Genomic DNA, 20,066 nt, shown 5'->3' on the forward strand with positions numbered 1-20,066 from the left:
TTATTTTTGGGGATAAAATTGTCTTTTATTGGTATAAAATTTGAATAAAACCTGTTAAATAACATCTTTTTTTAGGAAAACAGGAGAATTAAGAAACTTAAATCATACTTAATTTAACTTTTTTAACCTAAATTTGAACCATAGTAAAAATAAATCATGAAAAGAATTAACATAATATTATTTACATTCTTTGTAATATTTAGTAATTTTTTGCAAGCACAGTGCCCTGTAGAGGAGCTATATTTTTCTACTCAAGAGGAAGTAGACGGTTTCAAAACCAAATACGCGAACTGTAAAAAATTAACCAATAATATTCACATTGACGGATTAGAGGTCAATGATTTGAGTCCACTCTCATCAATTGAACAAGTAAAAAACTTAGATATATTAGAAACATCTGTAAAAGATTTAACAGGGCTAGAAAATCTAAAAAAAGTTACTGGAGATATACGAATAGAATTTAACGATTTTTTGACATCAGTAGACAAGCTGCAAAATGTCGCAGGTCCTCTTGAGAATTTTACTGTGGTTTCCAATCCTTTAATTACAACTATAGGATTGAATAAAATAACGAAAATCAATCAAAGTTTAGTAGTTCAGGGAAATCTCAAATTACAAAACATCGATAATTTAAAAAGTATTACTTCTGTACTAGGCGAAGTGGTAGTGAGTGACAATTTAAAATTAACCACGTTACAAGGCTTAAAAAACGTAGGAGGTACTGTTGGGAAAATTCAAATTACCATTAACCCCCTATTAACAGAATTAAATTCTTTTGATAAAGTAACTAGTGTTACAAACAAATTGGTGATTTCTAACAACGTCAATTTAAAAAACGTCAATAGCTTACAAGCTATAAAGTCTATCAAAGGTGATGTTATTATGGATAAAAACCCTAAGCTAACTACCTTAGCTGGACTTAAAAATGTTGGTGGAGAGATCAATAACATTACCATCACTAGAAATAAATCGTTAAGTGAGTTGGGAGCTTTTGCCAATCTTAAAACTGTTAATGAGACTATTACAATTGCAGGGAATGCAGCTTTAAAAGACATTACTAGTTTATCCAATCTTAACAATATTAAAATAGAAGCTAACATCAATAATAATAAAAGCTTGGCTAATGTTGATTGTTTTGACAACTTAGAGGGTATGATTGGTTCTTTAAAAATTGCTCAAAATCCAACGCTAAAAGAGATTAAAACTTTTAATAAAGTTAATATCATAGATGGTCATATTACGATTAACAACAACGAAGCTTTATCTTCTATTTCCGGTTTCCAAACAGTAGAAAGTGTTTCAGGAAATGTTGAATTAAAAAATAATCCCCTGTTAATTAAATTCGACAAAATGGGAGAAATTTCAAAATTGGCCAACGATTTTTCTATGTCTGATAATAACAAGGCTCTTAAATTACCAGAAGAAGAGCGTTATGATGATTTTAATTTGGATTTTTAAACACAAAAAAGCAGCTTATCTAAATAAGCTGCTTTTTTTTGCACCAAAGACTAAAGATAACACCCTCTAAAAATCAAGAAAGACACCTCTCTTGATTTTTATTTTTGTCGTGTCTAAAATGACCCAATTTTATCTCATGATATCGCATTTCTCAAAAAAAGACATCCACTTTCATTAAATCCCCACTTTTATGTGTTCTCTTCATGCACAGTTTTTTATGATACAATTGGGTTGTTCAAATTCACTAAGCAATTATAGACACACATTATACTTAAACATTTAATTATCAATAGATAACATCTATTTACTCGTCTGAAAAAAATCCTTATTTAGAATAAAAACACCAAATGTAAAAATAAATTCATTCCCTGTTTTACAACGATAAATTCGTATTTTAGCTAACAACCAAATAACAATTTAACCTACTAATAATATGGCAAAAGAGACCAATGATAAAGATGCTAAACTAAAAGCACTTCAACTTACCTTAGATAAACTAGACAAAACTTACGGAAAAGGTGCCGTTATGAAAATGGGAGATATGGCTGTACAAGACGTAGAAGTTATTCCTTCTGGGTCTTTAGGGGTAGATTTAGCCTTGGGAGTTGGTGGTTATCCTAGAGGTCGTATTATTGAAATTTACGGACCTGAATCTTCAGGAAAAACAACCTTAACCATCCACGCTATTGCCGAAGCGCAAAAAGCTGGTGGAATTGCTGCCTTTATTGATGCTGAACATGCTTTTGACCGTTTTTATGCAGAAAGTTTAGGTGTAGATGTTGACAACTTAATTATCTCTCAACCAGACCACGGAGAACAAGCACTAGAAATTGCGGAGAACTTAATTAGATCTGGTGCTATTGATATTGTTGTGATTGATTCTGTTGCTGCCTTAACTCCTAAAAGTGAAATTGAAGGAGAAATGGGAGACTCCAAAATGGGGTTACACGCTCGTTTGATGTCTCAAGCATTACGTAAATTAACGGGTACTATTAATAAAACCAACTGTACTGTTATATTTATTAACCAATTGCGTGAAAAAATTGGAGTGATGTTCGGAAACCCAGAAACAACTACTGGGGGTAATGCCTTAAAATTTTATGCTTCTGTACGTATTGATATTAGAAGGAGAACACAATTAAAAGATGGGGACCAAGTAATTGGAAACGCTACAAAAGTTAAAATTGTAAAGAACAAAGTTGCTCCGCCATTCCAACAAGCAGAATTTGATATTATGTACGGGGAGGGAATTTCCAAAGTAGGTGAAATTTTAGATATTGGGGTTAATTACGGTATCATTAAAAAAAGTGGTTCTTGGTTTAGCTATGGAGAAACAAAGTTAGGACAAGGTAGGGATGCTGTTAAAAATTTAATTAAAGACAATCCTGAATTGGCCGAAGAATTAGAAGCTAAAATTATTGATGCGATAAAAAACCCTGAAGCAGAAGAGTAAACATTCATTCATTAAAAATATTTTTACAAAAATCTCAACTATTAGTGTCTATGGTTGAGATTTTTATATTTTTACGAATCAAGAATTACTAAATTCACATTTAAAACTAATTTTATGAAATCCATATTATTTCTAGGAGTCATGTTTGCTGCTAATACCCTTCAAGCACAAAAAGTTAATATTCCTGATGCTAATTTTAAAGCACAACTATTAGCCAATGCTAAAATTAATATCAATGGAAATAGTGAAATTGAGACTTCTGAGGCGGAAAACTTTAAAGGCACTTTAAATGTTTCTAATAAGCAAATTGCAAACTTAAAGGGAATTGAGGCTTTTAAAAATTTGAGATTTCTTTTGGCAGGAAATAATTTATTAACTGAAATAAATGTTTCTAACAACACAGCTCTAAAGAGTTTACATGCTTACGGAAACAAACTTACTTCGATAAACCTTGTAAATAACAAAAAACTAACCCTATTGTTTTTACAAAACAACGCGTTAAATGCTATAGATGTAAGTAAAAACACTTTGTTAAAAAAAATAGATTTAGCTGGAAACCAACTTACTACTGTAGATTTCTTCAATAACTTGTTATTAGAAGAAGTGCATATAGAAAAAAACAAGATAAATAACATCAGCCTACCCGAAAACAATCATTTGGTTTACTTGAAGGCTAGAAACAACGACTTAAGTAAAATACGAATTGACAGTAATACGCTTCGTAAACTGTATTTACAAAACAATAAGCTAACTGACGTTAAACTAGATTGTGTGTCTCTAGAAGAATTATACCTAAAGAATAACTCATTAACTAGTTTGGATCTTTCCAAAGAAACTTCTTTGATTAACTTAGATGTTTCCAAAAACAAACTACAACAGATTGATATTTCTAAAAATCCAGCTTTAACAACATTAAATGTTTCTAACAATTTACTTTCAAAACTTAATATCGACAGTAACAAATCTCTCGAAAATTTGAATACTAAAGGCAATGAGCTAGATATTCATTATCTAGACAAGTTTAAAAAACTATTTTCCACAGACACCACGGTTGCAAAATAGAACATATTTCAATTCATCAAAAGAGCCTCTACATGTGTAGAGGCTCTTTTGATTTTGATGATTTAAAAACGCTTAATTCTTTTTTGTTTTATCTTCTAACTCTAATTTTTCCGCAAAATATTCACAAAAATCCCTCATAGTGGCAGACATTTTCTCATCATTTGTCGCTCTCTCAAAAGTATCTGCCATCTGTACTAACGTTTGATGAAAAAACACTTTCATTTCATCCACAGGCATTTTCTTGGTCCATAAAGGCAAGTATAATGTTTCTTTTTCTTTGGAGTCCCAAACCGATAATAAGGTCGCTTTGGACTCGTCTTTAGTAATCCCACCATCAGTTGCAGACCAATGAATTGTTTCTGGTATTTTATTTTCATCAAGTCCTATCTCAAACTCAATTTTAGATTTATGTGCTACAGCCATGCCTATATTTTTTATTGAAGCACGAAGATAAAGAATATAGTGATATGGTTACTCATTACTTCTTTTGAGGTTTAAAGCCCGAGGTATCCATTAAAGTTTGTGCATCCGTGCGCATGAGTGCTGCGGGAGTAATCTCAGGATGGGATTTTGCGTAGGATCTTACAATCTGCAAACCAATATACTTTGCTATACCTCCAGGAGATTCCTTATCTATAGATTTATAAAACTTAGAAAAGGGAGCCAAATTGATAAACCTTTGTTTTAATTTAGGATTGTTACTGTACAGCATTTCGTTTTTAATAAAATAAGCCCAAATAGCGGCTTCGTTTTTACGCGACCAATCCATTTTTTCACTAGCATAGCCTAGTTTTATTTCATCTGACACCTTGGGTAAAAACAAATCCAGTAAATACAGTTTTTTTCCTTCAAAAATCATCTGTCCTAAAAAAGTTCTGTCTCTTTCAATTCTGTATTTAGCTTCGATTATCTTTTTAGCAACATCTACTGGTAAATGATTGGGTGTAAAAGTTTCTTTTAAATAGGCAGGAAAACTCGCATAAAATTCGTGATTTTTACCCAAATACATATCTAAGGATACTAATAGCATATCATTCCCATATAATATTCTATTTTGATAAGATATTCCTGAAATATCCGTGACTACAATAGGCAAATTAAATTCCTCAAAGTAATATTTTATATGTTTAAATAAGTCCAACAGTGCTTGCTCTTGAGCTTCAAAATCTCCATATACTTGATTTACTTCAGCAAACAAATCTCTTTGTATGGTATCATTCATTCTTTTAAGCACTACACTATCCGTCATTCTTTCAGGAAACATATAAGGATACTCTTTCTTTAGCACAGGGATATCTTGAGCCTTCGCATTAAAAAACGCTTTGTGAAACAATGAAAATTGTGTATCTACATTTACCTGCGCAATCTGTTCTTCTTTTTTATCAACAGGTGTACAATACATTAGCAAACTAACGACTGAATATAAAGCAATCCACTTTTTCATATCGAGCATATTTTGAGTAAATTTGTGTAACCTCAAAAATAACAAATAAGCAACATGGAAACTCAAAAGATTGCAGAACATATCATCACTTGGTTAAAAAACTACGCAAATAAGGCTGGCGTTAAAGGTTTTGTTGTAGGAGTGTCTGGAGGAATAGACTCTGCGGTAACCTCTACGCTTTGTGCAAGCACTGGTTTACCTACGGTTTGTGTAGAAATGCCTATACATCAGCACCCAGATCAGGTATCTAGGGCTGAAGAGCATATTAGCCAACTAAAAAAACGTTTTGAGAACGTATCTAGCGAAAGAATCGATTTAACGGATAGTTTCGAAGTATTTAAAAAATCCGTTCCAACGACTGAAAATGAGGCTACTTTAAATCTTACCTTAGCCAATACGCGTGCTAGACTGAGAATGACGACCTTATATTACATTGCGGGACTACATAGTAGTTTGGTAGCTGGTACTGGTAACAAAGTAGAAGATTTTGGAGTTGGATTTTATACCAAGTACGGTGATGGGGGTGTAGATGTTAGTCCTATTGCTGATTTGGTCAAAAGCGAAGTGTTTGAACTGGGTACTTATTTAAAAGTTCCTACAGCGATACAAACTGCAGCTCCTACGGATGGATTGTTTGGAGATAGTAGAACTGATGAAGATCAGCTTGGAGCTAGTTACGATGAATTGGAATGGGCAATGATGCAACAAGATCTTAAGAAAAAAGTAGAAGACTTTTCTGGGAGAGAAAGAGAGGTTTTTGCTATTTATACCAAATTAAATAGTGCTAATCAGCACAAAATGCAACCTATACCCGTGTGCGAAATTCCAAAAAATCTTAAAGCTTAGTCTGCTTTGTCAACAATTACGTTGACAAGAAACAATTTGTGATTACTTGTAAAATCATCTACTTTAGGGTTTAAAACAAACATATAAATCAGATGAAAAAAATAATTACTACTGTACTTTTTTTAAGCGTTTTAACAATCAATGCTCAAGAAAAAAAAGCTGAAACAGTAACTTTAAGTAAGACAGAAAAAGCTTCTAAAATTGCAGACTTAAGAAAAGATATTATTTCTTACGAATCTCGAATAAGTGAGGCTAAAAATAAATTAGAGGTGGCAAAGCTAGAATGCGATAGAGCGAAAGAGGAATTTAAGGCCGTAAAAGAAAAAGTGAGTATTGCCAAAGACAATTACAAAACCATTAAAAAGGAACAAGAGGAAAAGATTGATAATGCAGAAGCTTCCCTTAAAACTTTAAGAGAGTAAATATTACTTATTTCCCTCATCTAATGCTAGAAATTCTGGAATATAGTTATCCAAAATTTCTAGCATTGTTTTTTCATAAATAGAAAAGTACAAACCTTCATTTGCTGATGTTGACTTGTCTATTTTGGCGAAGTACGGAGCCAAACCATGATTTTTATATTGATGAATCAGCACAGGATGCACATAATATTTCCTACAAACGTTCCTAGTGTTTCCTAGCTCACTAGCTACAATATCAAAAGCTGCTAGTATGTTCTTTTGGTTTTTTTCATTGTCCAATTCAGTTCCCATAGAGTGCAGGGCTTCAAAAAATAAAACACTTCCAGCCCATGTTCTAAAGTCCTTTGCTGAATACAAATCCCCACTAATTGTTTGAATGTAATCATTTACCATTGTGCTATCTATACTGCACTTGTTACCATCAACATCAAAATACTGGAAAAGTTCCCAGCCCGGTAATTCTTCACATTGTCTTACTAACTTCACTAACTTTTTGTTTTTAACGCTAATACGGTGTTGCTTGCCTTTTTTCCCTATAAACTCAAATCTCATTTTTTTATCATTTAAAAAAACGTGCTTATTTCTCAAAGTCGTTAAGCCATAAGTTCTATTTCTTTTAGCATACTGCGCTCCTCCTATTCTAATATGTGTTTCCTCCATAAGTTTTACAACCAATGCCAAAACTTTGGATTTGCTCCACGTGGCATCTTCTAAATCTTTGCTGATTTTGGCTCTTATCTTTGGCAATTTTTTACCGAAAGAAGACAGTTTAAAAAATTTGGTTTGATTTCTAATTTTATTCCACAAAGGGTGATACCTGTACTGCTTTCTGTTCTTAATATCTCTACCCACTGCCTGTAAATGTCCATTGATGGGATAGGCTATTTTTACTTTTTCCCAAGCAGGTGGAATCACCAGCTGGTCAATTCTATCGACTAATTTCTGATTATCGATAATTTGATGATTGTATTTATATACGAACTCCTTTCCCTTTTTTACTCTTTCTATACTCAAATCTTTAGATGTGGTATACTTCAAATCAAAATGATGAATCACATCGTTAGGCTCTTGTATCATTTTGGTGATAAAGCTAGGTTCGCTATATTTTTTTAAATCCATAGTAATAAAAATAAGTATGTTGTGACTTATAGGGATTGTCTATAATCATCCAAAAACATTGATTCTCATCATTATACCGAAATCTCTTGTTAGGTAATTTTATAACTCTTGTTTTTATGAATTGACTTATGAAATTTTACCTAAAATACGTTTATATTTTACTTATGGTTATACTACAGGTTTCTTGTAAAGAACCTTACCAAACTGTTAAAGATTTTATTACAAATCCTTCAGATAAAGAGCTGTATGTAAGATCTTTTAAGCAAGACACCATACTCGTAAAAAAATGGGAAGAAAGTTATAAACGAGCTAAACAAGATAGCGTTACCTACAACCTACCTTATACTGAATACTTATATACTAAAGATTCCTCTACCATTGCTACAAGCTTTGTTTTTACGTTTAAAGAAGGTAGCTTGGGTAAAATCGCTGTAAATTCAATAAAAAACACAGCTGTATTCTTAGATATTTATAAGAACGATAAACAAATAGAAGAACTTTTGTTTGACAGCCAAAGCAGTAGTTTTTTGTTAAAAAAACCTGGTACCTATCACCTTATTTTACAACCTAAAATAAATCAGGAACTAAGTTTTGTCTTCACTTGCGAAACTATGCCCAAATATCAGTTTCCCGTTGCTGGTTATACACCCAAGGCTGTACAAAGTTTTTGGGGAGCTCCTAGAGCTGGAGGAAGAAGAAAGCATAAAGGAGTAGACATTTTTGCAAAAAGAGGGACTCCCGTAGTAGCTGCTACTGGTGGTTTCATTTCTAACACAGGAAATAGAGGTTTGGGTGGTAAACAAGTTTGGTTGAAAGATGGACTACTGGGAAATTCTTTATATTACGCACACTTAGATAGTATTGATGCTCGTACGGGTAGTGTTGTAAAAGTAGGTGATACGCTAGGGTTTGTAGGAAATACAGGAAATGCTAGAACCACTCCTCCACATCTGCATTTTGGAATTTATAAAAGCACAGGGGCTATAGATCCATTCCCATTTATTAAAACTTATCCAAAGGCAAGAAATACACAACAGAACGCTCACACTTATAAGGAATACCGTATTAAAAGAATAGCTAATTTGCGCAAAGGCCCGAGCAAGCGTTACGCCAAAATACTTAGTTTAAATAAAACCGATGATTTAAAGGTAATAGGAAAAAGTGAGAAATGGTTTAGAGTTCAATTGCGCGATGGAACTCAAGGATTTGTTTACGAAAGCCTGCTAACTCCTGCCAGCAATTAAATATTTATTGTTTTTCGCTTAAATACTTCCAATAACGTTTAGGTACGTGTTGAATGTGTAGTTTTAGATTCTTTCTAGACTCTATATTGGTACTTTTAAAATAGTCTTTCCACAATTGCTGAAACTCCAATTCTATAGGAGCAAAAATTGCTGATGATGTTTTTGTTGGGTCGTAATTTTGGTCAAAATCTAAGTGAATAATAGCTACTTTACTTAAATTATAGTACAATCCATAATTGCGTTTTAAATCGTAAATCATCCATTGCTGATCTGCATATCTGTTCTTAAAATGATTTTTAATTAACGGCAGTACATTAAAATCTGGGGCTATGTTGGCAAAGTAAATTTGGTCTTTGGTCAACTTAAATCGTACAAAGGCTTCCATCCTATGTTTTTCTCTACCTACACTTTTTACCCACTTGCTAATTTGCATCACATAAGGATTGGCATAGTCTTTCATCACATTTTTATTGCTTTTGATGATGTGTTGAATCGTATACAACAAAATATTCTCTACCCCCACGTCTTCGCTTAAAAAAGCCATATACAATTGGTAAGTTCCTTTAGAAGTTATTTTTTCTTTAAGTTTTTTCCAAACTCTATCTGCTTTATCTTTATTAGATACAACCTCTAAACTTTCACTAAACAATTTATCTTGATAAAGTTCTTGTTTGTGAATTTCAGTATACCCTTTTAACTTCAATTCATAAACCGTAAAAACAGCGGTTAAAAACCCCTCAAAAGAAGCATCGTAGGTTAGAATGTTTACCATAAATTAATTGAATAATGATAGCTGATTGCTAAAGTTCGCAGCATATTTACTTTTAGACTGACGCATAATGAGTCCTTTAATTTTATCTGCCGTTAGGTCTCTTCTTTCAAATTCACTAGAAGCACAGGTCATAAAATACTGAGCTCTATTTAAAGCAATACCTAGTTTTTTAAGGTGATCCCAGCTAAGATTTCTATGCTTACGAGCTTGCAATATTTTATAAACGGAGTTCATTCCCACTCCCGGAATGCGAGCTAGCATTCTTTTATCTGCCTTATTAATATCAATAGGGAAATGATGAAGATTTCTAAGTGCCCAACTTAATTTAGGGTCAATATCTAAATCTAAAAATTGGTGATGATCGTTTACAATTTCGTCAATCTCAAAGCCATAAAAACGATATAACCAATCAGTTTGATACAACCTGTTTTCCCTCATAATAGGCACAGGGGTTCCTATTTGTGGTAACCTATTGTCGTAACTAATAGGAATGTACCCCGAATAGTACACGCGCTTCATTCCAAATTTTTTATACAGAAAATTAGAGGTTTTCATAATCTGCATATCGTTCTCCCCAGTAGCTCCAACAATCATTTGCGTACTCTGACCTGCGGGTGCATATTTTGGTGTACTTTTTATAATTTTCTTTTCAGACTTGTATTGAATAATCTCATTCTTAACCTTGGTCATCGGTTTTAAAAAGTCGGATTGGTTTTTATCTGGAGCTAATAATTTTAAACCTTGCTTGGTAGGGATTTCAATATTTACGCTTAATCTATCTGCATATAAACCTGCTTCTCGCATCAACTCATCACTCGCTCCAGGAATTGATTTTAAATGAATATATCCGTTGAAGTTTTCTTCTAATCTTAGTTTTTTGGCAACCGCCACTAAACGTTCCATAGTGTAGTCCGGACTTTTAAAAATACCTGAACTTAAAAATAAGCCTTCTATGTAGTTTCTTCTATAAAAATTTATCGTTAAATCCACTACTTCCTGTACTTTGAAAGCAGCTCTTTTAATATCATTACTGCTACGTGTTACACAATAAGCACAATCGAAAATACAATGGTTGGTTAGTAAAATTTTTAAAAGAGATACACAACGTCCGTCTTGCGTATAGGTATGGCAAATTCCAGATTTAGAAGCATCTCCTAAACCCTTGTTGGTATTCTTCCTATTGCTACCACTAGAAGAACAAGACACATCGTATTTGGCAGCATCCGCTAAAATTTTTAATTTTTCCTGTATGCGATCAAAAGACATAAGCTTCATTTTTAAGAGTACAACAAAAATAAAGCCTAACTATGTAACCTATCCACACGAATGATAATCTAAGATACTATTTAAACAATGTTTATTTATAAACTACCTGTACCAAATCTTTACGTCTATCTTTTAAGTTTTTTACAGATCCGAACTGATTCAGTTCTTTAAGAAGGTTTAAATCTACATCGGCAATTAAAATCATCTCGGTGTTAGGTGTTGCCTCTGCTTTAACACCATTACTAGGAAAAGAAAAATCACAAGGAGTAAATACCATGGATTGAGCAAATTGAATATCCATATTCTCTACTTTAGGTAAATTCCCTACACTACCTGCAATAGCCACATAACATTCGTTTTCTATGGCTCTCGCTTGCGCACAATGCCTTACCCTAGAGTAACCATTTTGGGTGTCTGTTAAAAAAGGTACAAACAAAATATCCATTCCTTTGTCTGCCAACACTCGTCCAAGTTCCGGGAATTCTACATCATAGCAAATCAACACTCCAATCTTTCCACAATCGGTATCAAAAGTTTGCAGTTTGCTACCTCCTTGCATTCCCCAAACTTTTGCCTCATCTGGAGTTACATGTAATTTTTCGTACTCCTCAATAGTTCCATCTCTTTTACATATATAACCTACATTATATAAATTACCATCCTTAATCACTGGCATACTTCCAGAAATAATATTGATGTTATAGGAAATAGAAAACTCAGAGAATTTATTTACAATAGCCTCTGTATGTTGTGCCAATCTTCTAATAGCCTCAGAAGTACTCAGATGATTGTCTTTTGCCATCAATGGAGCGTTAAAAAACTCTGGAAATAAAGCAAAATCCGATCGATATCCAGCTACGGCATCTATGAAGTACTCTGCCTGATTTAAGAGCTCTTTTAAATTTTGATAAGTTCTCATCTGCCATTGGATCAAGCCTAAACGGACCACTTTTTTAGTGACAGATACTTCTTTTGTTGGTTTTTGATAATAGATATTATCCCATTTTAACAAAACTGCAAAATCTCCCGAAGCAGTATCTCCATCCAAATATCCTTTTAAGATTTTAGAAGGATGAAAATCGTTAGACATTTGAAAATTTAATACTGGATCTTGAATTTCTTTTTTCTTTACTTTCTGCAAATATTCTTTGGGACTTAAAGTTTCGCTGTACTGATAATAATTGGGTATTCTACCACCAAATATAATTCCCTTTAAATTTAATTTTTCGCAGTGTTCTTTCCTATAATCGTACAATCTTCTCCCCAAACGCAAACCTCTAAACTCAGGCTTAATAAAAACCTCTATTCCGTACAATATATCTCCTAGAGCACTGTGCGTGTCAAAAGTGTAATTGGCAGTAATTTGTTTATAAGTATGCTGATTCTCTACCTCTGAACTATCTACAACAATAGACAAAGCACAACCAGCCAATTGACCGTTTACTTTAATAACAATTTGTCCTTCTGGAAAAATTTTGATGAGCTTTTTTATTTGCGATTCACTCCAATAGCTATTGGGCATTTGGTCATAAACATCTATCATTGCCCTTTTTAGCTCTTGATAATCTCTTATATTTAAATATTGAAGTTCAATATTATCAATTTCATTTAAATTCATAGCGTATAAGTAAAAACCACTTAAAAAACATAGGCTGCCATTTTTTATCTTTAACAACCTATGTGATTTTAAACAAGTTTAGATTTGTGAATTTTTTTACTAGTTGAAACAGTTGGATTTCTACCGATTAGAATTCTCCTTTATCAGCTTCTAATTTGCTTGAAGGCTTTTTGGTTTCTTTTGCATGGTTCCATATTTTTTGAGTCAAATCAGATTCCATAAACAGTTTGAATTCTTCAAAATTTAATGACCCATCCTCGTCAACATCTGCCTCTTCAAATACTTCAGACAATTCTGCATCTTCCCCCAACTCCTCAAAAGTTAACATTTCGTCAGCATTTTTATCCAACGTTTTGTACAAACTCTCCAAGTCTTTTATCAATTTTTGTTCTTGTGCCAATGTCGAAAAAGAGAAAATAACGGCGAAAAACCCTGCTAATATTAAATGGTGCTTTTTCATTTTTTTGAATGTTTGTTATTCTTGATTAAAGTTAGATTCGTTTTCTATTGGATACTGCACTTCTTTGGGGAAACTATTTTTGTTCGTTTCTTTTTCAAATTCTCTTTCCCTTTCTAGTTGCTTGGCTTTGAGCTCTGCTTGTTTTTTTCGATACGCAATAAGTTCGTCAATTGTTACTTTTTTATCCTTATTTTTATCTATTTTTTTAAATCTCTTCTGCATTTTTTTATCCTCTAACTCTTCTAGAGTAATAAACCCGTCACCGTTTTTATCAAAAGTTTTAAAGCCATTAGCAATGGACTGTTGTTGGTTGCTGTTAACAGATACTTTGGACTGTCCTTGTTTTGCTCTAAAAAGAGACAGTTCTTCTAAAGTTATTTTCTGATCTTTATTGGCATCAACTTTAGTAAAGTTTTTTTGCATTGGTTTTCCTTCTAATTCTTGATACACTATAAAACCATCTTTGTTTTTATCTAGACCTTTAAAAACCTGTTCTATCTTTGGTTTGGGTTTATCTTGGGTAAACCCGTTTATGCTGGTAAACACAAACAATACTAGTAACACACTCGATTTTAATTTTTTCATTTTATTTAATTTTTATCGACTACTGATTCAGTAGCTTGTTGTACAATTTTTTACTTTGAAATCAGATTTTAATCACTTCAAGTCTGTGCTTTTAGTATTTTATTGTCTAAATAATTTACGTGTGAATTTTTATGACTACTTTATCATTTAATATTTTTTAATTCTATTTTTTTATTCATCTGACTCCTCAAAAGAATCTTTTATTGCTTCTACATCATCCGCTTCAAAATCTTCGTAATCTCCCACCTCGTAGGAATCCATCACTGCTTCTAGCTTATCACTAATTTTTATTAAATACTTAGTGTCCTGAGTAATTACCTCCACAGCTTCTACGGTTTGATTTTTTGCGTTTTTAAACTTGATAACATCACCCTCTCCGTAACCATCAGGATACTTTTTTACTACTAAAGCTAATATTTCTGGCGTTAATTTCTTGAAATCGACTATAATATTTTTCATCTCTCAAATTTTACATATCTAACAAATAAGCAAATATCAAAGGAGCCACGATGGTTGCATCACTTTCTATGATAAACTTAGGGGTATCGATATCTAATTTACCCCAAGTGATTTTTTCGTTAGGAACTGCTCCAGAATAAGAACCGTAACTAGTAGTAGAATCGCTTATCTGACAGAAATAGCTCCAAAAAGGAGTGTCTGTTTTTTCTAGGTCTTGGTATAACATAGGTACTACACATATCGGAAAATCTCCGGCAATTCCTCCACCTATTTGGAAAAAACCAATTCCATTTTCAGAATGATTACTGTACCAATCCGCCAACATAGCCATATATTCTATTCCAGATTTTACTGTGCTTGCTTTTAACTCCCCTTTCATTACGTAGCTCGCAAAAATATTTCCCATAGTACTATCTTCCCAACCAGGAACTACCATTGGTAAATTGGCTTTTGCAGCAGCATACATCCAGCTGTCTTTTAAATCAATTTCATAATACTCTTCTAAAACTCCAGACAGTAACATTTTGTACATAAATTCATGCGGAAAATATCGCTCTCTAGCCTCATCTGCATCTTTCCATATTTTAAAAATATGTTGTTGTAGTCTTCTAAAAGCCTCTTCTTCTGGAATACAAGTGTCTGTTACTCGGTTTAAACCCTTTTCTAATAGTTCAAACTCTTGTTCAGGGGTTAAATCACGGTAATTAAGTACGCGTTTGTAGTGGCTGTGTGCCACTAAATTCATAATATCTTCTTCTAGATTGGCTCCCGTACAGGAAACAATATGAACTTTTTCTTGGCGAATCATTTCCGAGAATATTTTTCCCAGCTCAGCCGTACTCATAGCTCCAGCTAATGAAACCAACATTTTAGCGTTGTTCTCTAATTGTACTTCATAAGCTTTAGCAGCGTCTACCACAGTAGCTGCGTTAAAGTGTAAGTAGTATTTTTCTATAAATTGCGAAACGGCTCCCTTGTTAGTCATTAATCAAATCTTTAAATTTTGTTACTGTTTTTTTCTTTTCTTCTTTTTGATAAAAATTATCCTCCTCTTCTATATCTACATTTTCAAACTTATAGGATAGCATTTTGTAATATAACTTGGCCGCTGTAAAGTTTGATGCTTGACTGTAGTGATTTGGACAAAGTTCAACAACATCAAAACCTACTACATTTTTCTCCTTAAAAACTTTTCTTAAAAACTCTAGAGTTTCGTACCATAGCAATCCACCTGGCTCAGGTGTTCCTGTAGCACTTAGAATAGAAGGGTCAAAAGCATCTAAGTCAAACGTGATATACACATTATTTGTCATAACATCTATTGCGTCAGTCATCCAGTATTCATCGCTTACCATATCTTTTGCAAAAAACACATTCTCTTTGTTCATTACAGTTTTTTCGGAAACGTCCATACTGCGGATTCCAACTTGAACTAAATTTGTATTTTGGCTTGCTTCGTACATAGCGCAAGCATGATTATAAGGTGTTCCTTCATAAGTTTTGCGTAAATCTGCATGAGCATCAATTTGTAAAACTGTTAAATTATCAAAACACTCATCAAAAGCTCTTATAGCTCCTATGGATATTGAGTGTTCTCCTCCAAAAAGCGTAACAAATTTATTCCTTATAATTTGTGATTTGGTGTACTTGTATACTTCATTAACCATTGCTTCTGGAGTTGACAGTAACGCTAATGGTTCTGTTAAATAAATTCCGTTTTTATATACTTCACTATCTGTTTCTATATCATACAACTCCATGTTCTCAGAAGCATCTAGAAATGCTTCTGGTCCCTTGTCAGCTCCTTTTCCCCAAGTACTTGTTCCATCAAAAGGAACAAGAATTAACACTATTTTTGCTTTGTTAGGATTCGTATATTCTACAGGTATTCCAGCGTATGTTTTTTCAGTTTTCATCTTTATGTTTTGTATTTTAAAGGCATCCTTTTTAGTTTGTAGCTACCAATTCTAATATTTTTTTAATTTTTACTAGTTTACATCATAATTGTATCCTAAGATGGACAGTAACTCCTCCGAAGTTTGCTGCTCCGAAAACAGGGAAGTTACTATATTGTCTTTCTCGTCTTTGTCTATCAATATGTGCTTAGGAGTAGGGATCAAACAATGTTGCAAGCCTCCATATCCACCAATCGTTTCTTGGTAAGCCCCTGTATTAAAAAAGCCTATGTATAAAGGTTTCTCCTTACTGTATTTGGGCAAATAAATGGCATTCATATGTTGCTCGCTATTATAATAATCATCACTATCACAAGTTAATCCTCCTAGTAAAACACGTTCATATTCTTTATCCCAACCTGTAATGGGTAACATGATAAAACGTTTGTTAATAGCCCAAGTATCGGGTAATGTAGTTATAAATGATGAGTTAATCATATTCCATTTCTCTCTATCGTTCTGCTTTTTTTGATATAACACCTCGTAAATAGCACCTCCACTTTCTCCTACGGTAAAGCTTCCAAATTCTGTAAAAATGTGGGGAACCTCAACTCCTTCTTCATCACATATTTGTTGAATTTGACTGATAATTTGATTAACCATATAAGCGTAGTCATAATCAAACGCCAATGAATTTTTTATAGGAAAACCTCCTCCAATATTTAAACTGTCTAAGCTAGGACAGACTTTTTTCAAACTCGTGTATACTTTCATACACTTTAAAAGTTCATTCCAATAATAAGCAGTATCTCGTATACCTGTATTGATGAAAAAATGCAACATTTTAAGCGTTACATTTGGATTGTCTTTGATTTGATTCTCATAAAAAGGTACTATATTTTTATATCCGATTCCCAATCTGGAGGTGTAAAACTCAAACTTAGGCTCCTCTTCTGATGCGATTCTAATTCCAATATCGTATGGCTCGTTAATCTCCTCTGTTAACAGATCTATTTCCGCATAGTTGTCAATAATTGGAATACATTTTTTATGCCCTCCATTGATTAATCTTGCAATGTTGGTAATGTATTGAGCACGTTTAAAGCCATTGCTAATGATAAAAGTGTCATTAGTAATTTTACCTTCAGCCTTTAAATTTTCTACAATATTAATATCAAAAGCGGAAGATGTTTCAATGTGCACATCATTTTTTAACACCTCATTTAGCACATGTCTAAAATGTGAACTCTTGGTGCAATAACAATAGTTGTAACTTGCTTTGTAATTGTTTTTTTCCATGGCCGTATTGAACCAGCCCTTCGCCCTTGTAATGTTTTCGGATATTTTTGGCAAATAGGTAAACTTTAAAGGAGTACCATATTTTTCTATAAGTTCCATTAAATCAACTCCGTGAAAATTTAATTTATTTTGACTTAGAGTAAATTCTTCCTGTGGAAAATCAAAAGTTTGATCAATGAGATCAAAGTATTTTGTTTTCATAATGCATGTAAATAAAATAATTAAAAAAATGTAAAAACGGCATTCAATGCCTAATTGAAATATTTCTAACTATTTAAATACGGATAATTAATGTAGTGGATGGAACAAACCTGCAACGTTCCAAAATACGAAAAGTAGTATTTATTTCAGAAGTCAGCCTGAGAATTCGGTTCCCAATCCCTTGGGCAGCTTTTGGAGTAGACTTCTTTATGCTCCTAAGCCCGAATCTGAAAAAAAATTTCATTTGATATATGGCAATGCGTCACTTTAACGACTCATTATATTGACAAACATAAACAAAAAACAAATATGTATCCTAAAAAAAGTATTTTTCTAAATGACTCATAAAATACTATACTACAAATAGTTATACTTTAAACACAAATATCTTATTCAATAAATTAAGAGAACAACGTTTATTTAACTTTAAAGAATAAGCTAACTATTCTTAATCATTAAATGGTTAATAAATAAAGAATACAGCTTGATGTATGGGAACAAATTTAAAGGTAAGTCATATAGATGCTTACAAAAACCTAAATCAATTAAATAATAAATTTGTAGGTGAGTAATCTGGTTTTGGGTCGAACTCAAAAATTGTTAACCCAATGGTCAGCTAAAAACAAAACCCTTTATAAACACTAGGTTTATAAAGGGTTTTTGTGGAGACGCCGAGAATCGAACTCGGGTCCAAACGAGCAATCGCGTAGCTTTCTACATGCTTAGTTTTTATTTAGATTTTCGTTCTAGGACTGGCTAAAAACTACCTACACTAAACTTAACTTATTGAGTTTCGAAAACACAGCTAAGTAATATGTTTTCTATTTAGACTTTTACGACATCTCTAAATTGCACGCGGTCTATCAGCGCTTACAGGAGATGCATAGCTTGCTCACCTTGTGAGCCTAGGCCTTATCTTACTATTAATTCAGATAATTAGGCAGCCATGGCGAAAGATTCTTCACCGTTTATTGTTTTGGAACCTCGATTTACGAGAATGAGCTCCATCTCTCGACATGCTTACTAGTTAATTGACCTCGCTGTCAAAACCAGTCGTCCCCATAATTTCAAAGAAGATTGCAAATGTATATATTTATCCGCTCAAAACACATACCAATTACAAAATATGACTAATTTATCAAATCAAGAATATTTAATAAAACTTGCCAATACTAAAATGCCTTTTGGAAAGTATAAGGATTACGATTTGATAAATTTGCCTGAGCATTATATTGTTTGGTACAAAAATAAAGGCTTCCCCAAAGGTACATTAGGAGAAATGATGGCATTGGTGTACGAACTAAAACTAAATGGACTAGAAGATTTAATCCGAAAGCTAAAAAATAAAGTGTGATTTTATGCGTTGGTATAAGTCTTAAAATCAAAATTTTAAAATTCATGCCAACTCCTTATTTTACAAAGTGTTAATTACTTTTTTAATTGCCGATAAGTCCGTTAATAGCTTTTCTAAATAATCTATGTTTAGCATATTAGCCCCGTCAGATTTTGCATTTGCTGGATCAAAGTGTGTTTCTATAAACAATCCATCCACTCCAGCAGCAATTCCTGCCCTAGCAATAGTCCCAATCATATCAGGTCTTCCTCCCGTAACCCCACTTGTTTGGTTTGGCTGTTGTAACGAATGGGTTACATCTAAAACTGTGGGAGCAAACTGCTTCATTTCTGGAATTCCTCTAAAATCTACAATCATGTCTTGGTATCCAAACATAGTTCCTCTATCTGTTACCCAAGCTTTATCAAAACCTGCATCTTTTACTTTTTGTACCGCGTGTTGCATAGCTCCAGGACTCATAAACTGCCCCTTCTTTAAATTTACAACTTTACCTGTTTTGGCTGCAGCTACTACCAAATCAGTTTGACGAACTAAGAAAGCTGGAATTTGTAATACATCTACATACTCAGCCGCTTTTTCGGCATCAGCAATTTCATGAATATCTGTAACCGTAGGTACATCAAACGTTTCAGAAACTTTACGTAAAATTTTTAACGCTTTTTCATCACCAATTCCTGTAAAACTATCGATACGAGAGCGATTTGCTTTTTTAAAACTGCCTTTAAAAACGTAGGGAATATTTAATTTGTCAGTAATAGTCACTACTTTTTCTGCAATTCTTAATGCCATTTCTTCCCCCTCAATAGCACAAGGTCCTGCTAATAAAAAAAAGTTGTCGCTATCTGCGTGTTTGATTTTTGGGATTACGTTTAAGTCCATTTCTTTTGTTATTTCTGTACCGCAAAGATACATTTTAAGTTGGTTATTTATTTATATGACCGCTGTTCTCGATACGTTTTTTACGTTGCGCTTCAAAAACACTCGAACAGACGTTTGAATTGTGTATGTAACTTTTGATAGCACTCTTTCCGTAATGCTGAACTTGTTTAGTACCGCATTCTAATAAATTGAAATCCTATTTAGCGTAAGACAAGAAATAATGAGAATTT

The 20,066-nt window shown here is 33.0% G+C and carries 20 protein-coding genes and 1 other RNA gene; 7 read left to right on the forward strand and 14 right to left on the reverse strand.

The genetic code is table 11. The annotated features are described in order from the left end of the window. Positions 1-156 precede the first annotated feature (156 nt). The 3 genes from ACXGQW_RS05645 to ACXGQW_RS05655 all read left to right on the forward strand — a co-directional run bounded on the left by ACXGQW_RS05645 (position 157) and on the right by ACXGQW_RS05655 (position 3,973). A complete protein-coding gene (locus ACXGQW_RS05645; RefSeq protein ID WP_457824122.1) occupies positions 157-1,458 on the forward strand; it encodes a hypothetical protein in 1,302 nt (433 codons plus the stop codon). Between the two features lie 433 nt (positions 1,459-1,891). Continuing rightward, positions 1,892-2,911: a recombinase RecA gene (gene recA, locus ACXGQW_RS05650; protein WP_457824123.1), complete on the forward strand. Its 1,020-nt coding sequence runs from the start codon at positions 1,892-1,894 to the stop codon at positions 2,909-2,911. 114 nt (positions 2,912-3,025) lie between these two features. Then, positions 3,026-3,973: a hypothetical protein gene (locus tag ACXGQW_RS05655; RefSeq protein ID WP_457824124.1), complete on the forward strand. Its 948-nt coding sequence runs from the start codon at positions 3,026-3,028 to the stop codon at positions 3,971-3,973. 72 nt (positions 3,974-4,045) lie between these two features. On the opposite strand, the gene gldC is transcribed toward ACXGQW_RS05655, so the two are convergent. Both gldC and gldB read right to left on the reverse strand, forming a co-directional pair. Next, a complete protein-coding gene (gldC, locus tag ACXGQW_RS05660; RefSeq protein ID WP_457824125.1) occupies positions 4,046-4,396 on the reverse strand; it encodes a gliding motility protein GldC in 351 nt (116 codons plus the stop codon). A gap of 55 nt (positions 4,397-4,451) precedes the next feature. Beyond that, positions 4,452-5,417 carry a gliding motility lipoprotein GldB gene (gene gldB, locus ACXGQW_RS05665; RefSeq protein WP_457824126.1) on the reverse strand — a complete coding sequence of 322 codons (966 nt, stop codon included), beginning with the start codon at positions 5,415-5,417 and terminating at the stop codon, positions 4,452-4,454. Positions 5,418-5,471: 54 nt separating this feature from the next. On the opposite strand from gldB, the gene nadE reads away from it, so the two are divergent. Together nadE and ACXGQW_RS05675 are read left to right on the forward strand one after the other, a co-directional pair. Further along, positions 5,472-6,263, forward strand: coding sequence for an NAD(+) synthase (gene nadE / locus ACXGQW_RS05670; RefSeq protein WP_457824127.1), 792 nt, complete (start codon positions 5,472-5,474; stop codon positions 6,261-6,263). Between the two features lie 92 nt (positions 6,264-6,355). Further along, positions 6,356-6,685 carry a hypothetical protein gene (locus ACXGQW_RS05675; RefSeq protein WP_457824128.1) on the forward strand — a complete coding sequence of 110 codons (330 nt, stop codon included), beginning with the start codon at positions 6,356-6,358 and terminating at the stop codon, positions 6,683-6,685. A 3-nt stretch (positions 6,686-6,688) separates the two neighbouring features. Here ACXGQW_RS05675 and ACXGQW_RS05680 read toward each other — a convergent pair whose 3' ends face one another. After that, positions 6,689-7,804, reverse strand: a complete 1,116-nt coding sequence (locus tag ACXGQW_RS05680; RefSeq protein ID WP_457824129.1) for a DNA topoisomerase IB — start codon at positions 7,802-7,804, stop codon at positions 6,689-6,691. Between the two features lie 164 nt (positions 7,805-7,968). On the opposite strand from ACXGQW_RS05680, the gene ACXGQW_RS05685 reads away from it, so the two are divergent. Then, positions 7,969-9,048: a peptidoglycan DD-metalloendopeptidase family protein gene (locus tag ACXGQW_RS05685; RefSeq protein WP_457824130.1), complete on the forward strand. Its 1,080-nt coding sequence runs from the start codon at positions 7,969-7,971 to the stop codon at positions 9,046-9,048. A gap of 4 nt (positions 9,049-9,052) precedes the next feature. Here ACXGQW_RS05685 and ACXGQW_RS05690 read toward each other — a convergent pair whose 3' ends face one another. The 10 genes from ACXGQW_RS05690 to ssrA form a co-directional block, all read right to left on the reverse strand. After that, positions 9,053-9,820: a TIGR03915 family putative DNA repair protein gene (locus tag ACXGQW_RS05690; RefSeq protein WP_457824131.1), complete on the reverse strand. Its 768-nt coding sequence runs from the start codon at positions 9,818-9,820 to the stop codon at positions 9,053-9,055. 3 nt (positions 9,821-9,823) lie between these two features. Next, entirely contained in the window at positions 9,824-11,086 is a 1,263-nt protein-coding gene (locus tag ACXGQW_RS05695) for a putative DNA modification/repair radical SAM protein (protein ID WP_457824132.1), read from the reverse strand. A gap of 91 nt (positions 11,087-11,177) precedes the next feature. After that, positions 11,178-12,704, reverse strand: a complete 1,527-nt coding sequence (locus tag ACXGQW_RS05700; protein ID WP_457824133.1) for a carbon-nitrogen hydrolase family protein — start codon at positions 12,702-12,704, stop codon at positions 11,178-11,180. 127 nt (positions 12,705-12,831) lie between these two features. Beyond that, positions 12,832-13,164 carry a hypothetical protein gene (locus ACXGQW_RS05705; RefSeq protein WP_457824134.1) on the reverse strand — a complete coding sequence of 111 codons (333 nt, stop codon included), beginning with the start codon at positions 13,162-13,164 and terminating at the stop codon, positions 12,832-12,834. Between the two features lie 15 nt (positions 13,165-13,179). Continuing rightward, positions 13,180-13,749: a hypothetical protein gene (locus ACXGQW_RS05710; RefSeq protein ID WP_457824135.1), complete on the reverse strand. Its 570-nt coding sequence runs from the start codon at positions 13,747-13,749 to the stop codon at positions 13,180-13,182. Positions 13,750-13,920: 171 nt separating this feature from the next. After that, a complete protein-coding gene (locus ACXGQW_RS05715; RefSeq protein ID WP_457824136.1) occupies positions 13,921-14,208 on the reverse strand; it encodes a hypothetical protein in 288 nt (95 codons plus the stop codon). Between the two features lie 10 nt (positions 14,209-14,218). Continuing rightward, positions 14,219-15,193 carry a deoxyhypusine synthase family protein gene (locus tag ACXGQW_RS05720; RefSeq protein ID WP_457824137.1) on the reverse strand — a complete coding sequence of 325 codons (975 nt, stop codon included), beginning with the start codon at positions 15,191-15,193 and terminating at the stop codon, positions 14,219-14,221. Then, positions 15,186-16,124: an agmatinase gene (gene speB, locus ACXGQW_RS05725; protein ID WP_457824138.1), complete on the reverse strand. Its 939-nt coding sequence runs from the start codon at positions 16,122-16,124 to the stop codon at positions 15,186-15,188. The genes ACXGQW_RS05720 and speB overlap by 8 nt, the downstream gene beginning before the upstream one ends. Positions 16,125-16,196: 72 nt before the next feature. Then, a complete protein-coding gene (locus ACXGQW_RS05730; RefSeq protein ID WP_457824139.1) occupies positions 16,197-17,603 on the reverse strand; it encodes an arginine decarboxylase in 1,407 nt (468 codons plus the stop codon). Positions 17,604-18,263: 660 nt separating this feature from the next. After that, positions 18,264-18,664, reverse strand: a transfer-messenger RNA (tmRNA) gene (gene ssrA, locus ACXGQW_RS05735). Between the two features lie 65 nt (positions 18,665-18,729). On the opposite strand from ssrA, the gene ACXGQW_RS05740 reads away from it, so the two are divergent. Further along, complete coding sequence (locus ACXGQW_RS05740) at positions 18,730-18,957, forward strand: DUF3820 family protein (RefSeq protein ID WP_457824140.1); 228 nt, start codon at positions 18,730-18,732, stop codon at positions 18,955-18,957. A 60-nt stretch (positions 18,958-19,017) separates the two neighbouring features. Here ACXGQW_RS05740 and kdsA read toward each other — a convergent pair whose 3' ends face one another. Then, entirely contained in the window at positions 19,018-19,836 is an 819-nt protein-coding gene (gene kdsA, locus ACXGQW_RS05745; RefSeq protein WP_457824141.1) for a 3-deoxy-8-phosphooctulonate synthase, read from the reverse strand. Positions 19,837-20,066 lie beyond the last annotated feature (230 nt).

The organism is Wenyingzhuangia sp. IMCC45533 (genome assembly GCF_054111225.1).

What these genes read in the sequence shown, in the direction of transcription:
- ACXGQW_RS05700 (WP_457824133.1), bottom strand. Translation starts at nt 12,704, where the DNA reads ATGAATTTAAATGAAATTGATAATATTGAACTTCAATATTTAAATATA.
- ACXGQW_RS05730 (WP_457824139.1), bottom strand. Translation starts at nt 17,603, where the DNA reads ATGAAAACAAAATACTTTGATCTCATTGATCAAACTTTTGATTTTCCA.
- ACXGQW_RS05710 (WP_457824135.1), bottom strand. Translation starts at nt 13,749, where the DNA reads ATGAAAAAATTAAAATCGAGTGTGTTACTAGTATTGTTTGTGTTTACC.
- ACXGQW_RS05655 (WP_457824124.1), top strand. Translation starts at nt 3,026, where the DNA reads ATGAAATCCATATTATTTCTAGGAGTCATGTTTGCTGCTAATACCCTT.
- ACXGQW_RS05690 (WP_457824131.1), bottom strand. Translation starts at nt 9,820, where the DNA reads ATGGTAAACATTCTAACCTACGATGCTTCTTTTGAGGGGTTTTTAACC.
- ACXGQW_RS05645 (WP_457824122.1), top strand. Translation starts at nt 157, where the DNA reads ATGAAAAGAATTAACATAATATTATTTACATTCTTTGTAATATTTAGT.
- speB (WP_457824138.1), bottom strand. Translation starts at nt 16,124, where the DNA reads ATGAAAACTGAAAAAACATACGCTGGAATACCTGTAGAATATACGAAT.
- gldC (WP_457824125.1), bottom strand. Translation starts at nt 4,396, where the DNA reads ATGGCTGTAGCACATAAATCTAAAATTGAGTTTGAGATAGGACTTGAT.
- ACXGQW_RS05705 (WP_457824134.1), bottom strand. Translation starts at nt 13,164, where the DNA reads ATGAAAAAGCACCATTTAATATTAGCAGGGTTTTTCGCCGTTATTTTC.
- ACXGQW_RS05685 (WP_457824130.1), top strand. Translation starts at nt 7,969, where the DNA reads ATGGTTATACTACAGGTTTCTTGTAAAGAACCTTACCAAACTGTTAAA.
- ACXGQW_RS05695 (WP_457824132.1), bottom strand. Translation starts at nt 11,086, where the DNA reads ATGTCTTTTGATCGCATACAGGAAAAATTAAAAATTTTAGCGGATGCT.
- recA (WP_457824123.1), top strand. Translation starts at nt 1,892, where the DNA reads ATGGCAAAAGAGACCAATGATAAAGATGCTAAACTAAAAGCACTTCAA.
- gldB (WP_457824126.1), bottom strand. Translation starts at nt 5,417, where the DNA reads ATGAAAAAGTGGATTGCTTTATATTCAGTCGTTAGTTTGCTAATGTAT.
- kdsA (WP_457824141.1), bottom strand. Translation starts at nt 19,836, where the DNA reads ATGGACTTAAACGTAATCCCAAAAATCAAACACGCAGATAGCGACAAC.
- ACXGQW_RS05740 (WP_457824140.1), top strand. Translation starts at nt 18,730, where the DNA reads ATGACTAATTTATCAAATCAAGAATATTTAATAAAACTTGCCAATACT.
- ACXGQW_RS05720 (WP_457824137.1), bottom strand. Translation starts at nt 15,193, where the DNA reads ATGACTAACAAGGGAGCCGTTTCGCAATTTATAGAAAAATACTACTTA.
- ACXGQW_RS05715 (WP_457824136.1), bottom strand. Translation starts at nt 14,208, where the DNA reads ATGAAAAATATTATAGTCGATTTCAAGAAATTAACGCCAGAAATATTA.
- ACXGQW_RS05680 (WP_457824129.1), bottom strand. Translation starts at nt 7,804, where the DNA reads ATGGATTTAAAAAAATATAGCGAACCTAGCTTTATCACCAAAATGATA.
- nadE (WP_457824127.1), top strand. Translation starts at nt 5,472, where the DNA reads ATGGAAACTCAAAAGATTGCAGAACATATCATCACTTGGTTAAAAAAC.
- ACXGQW_RS05675 (WP_457824128.1), top strand. Translation starts at nt 6,356, where the DNA reads ATGAAAAAAATAATTACTACTGTACTTTTTTTAAGCGTTTTAACAATC.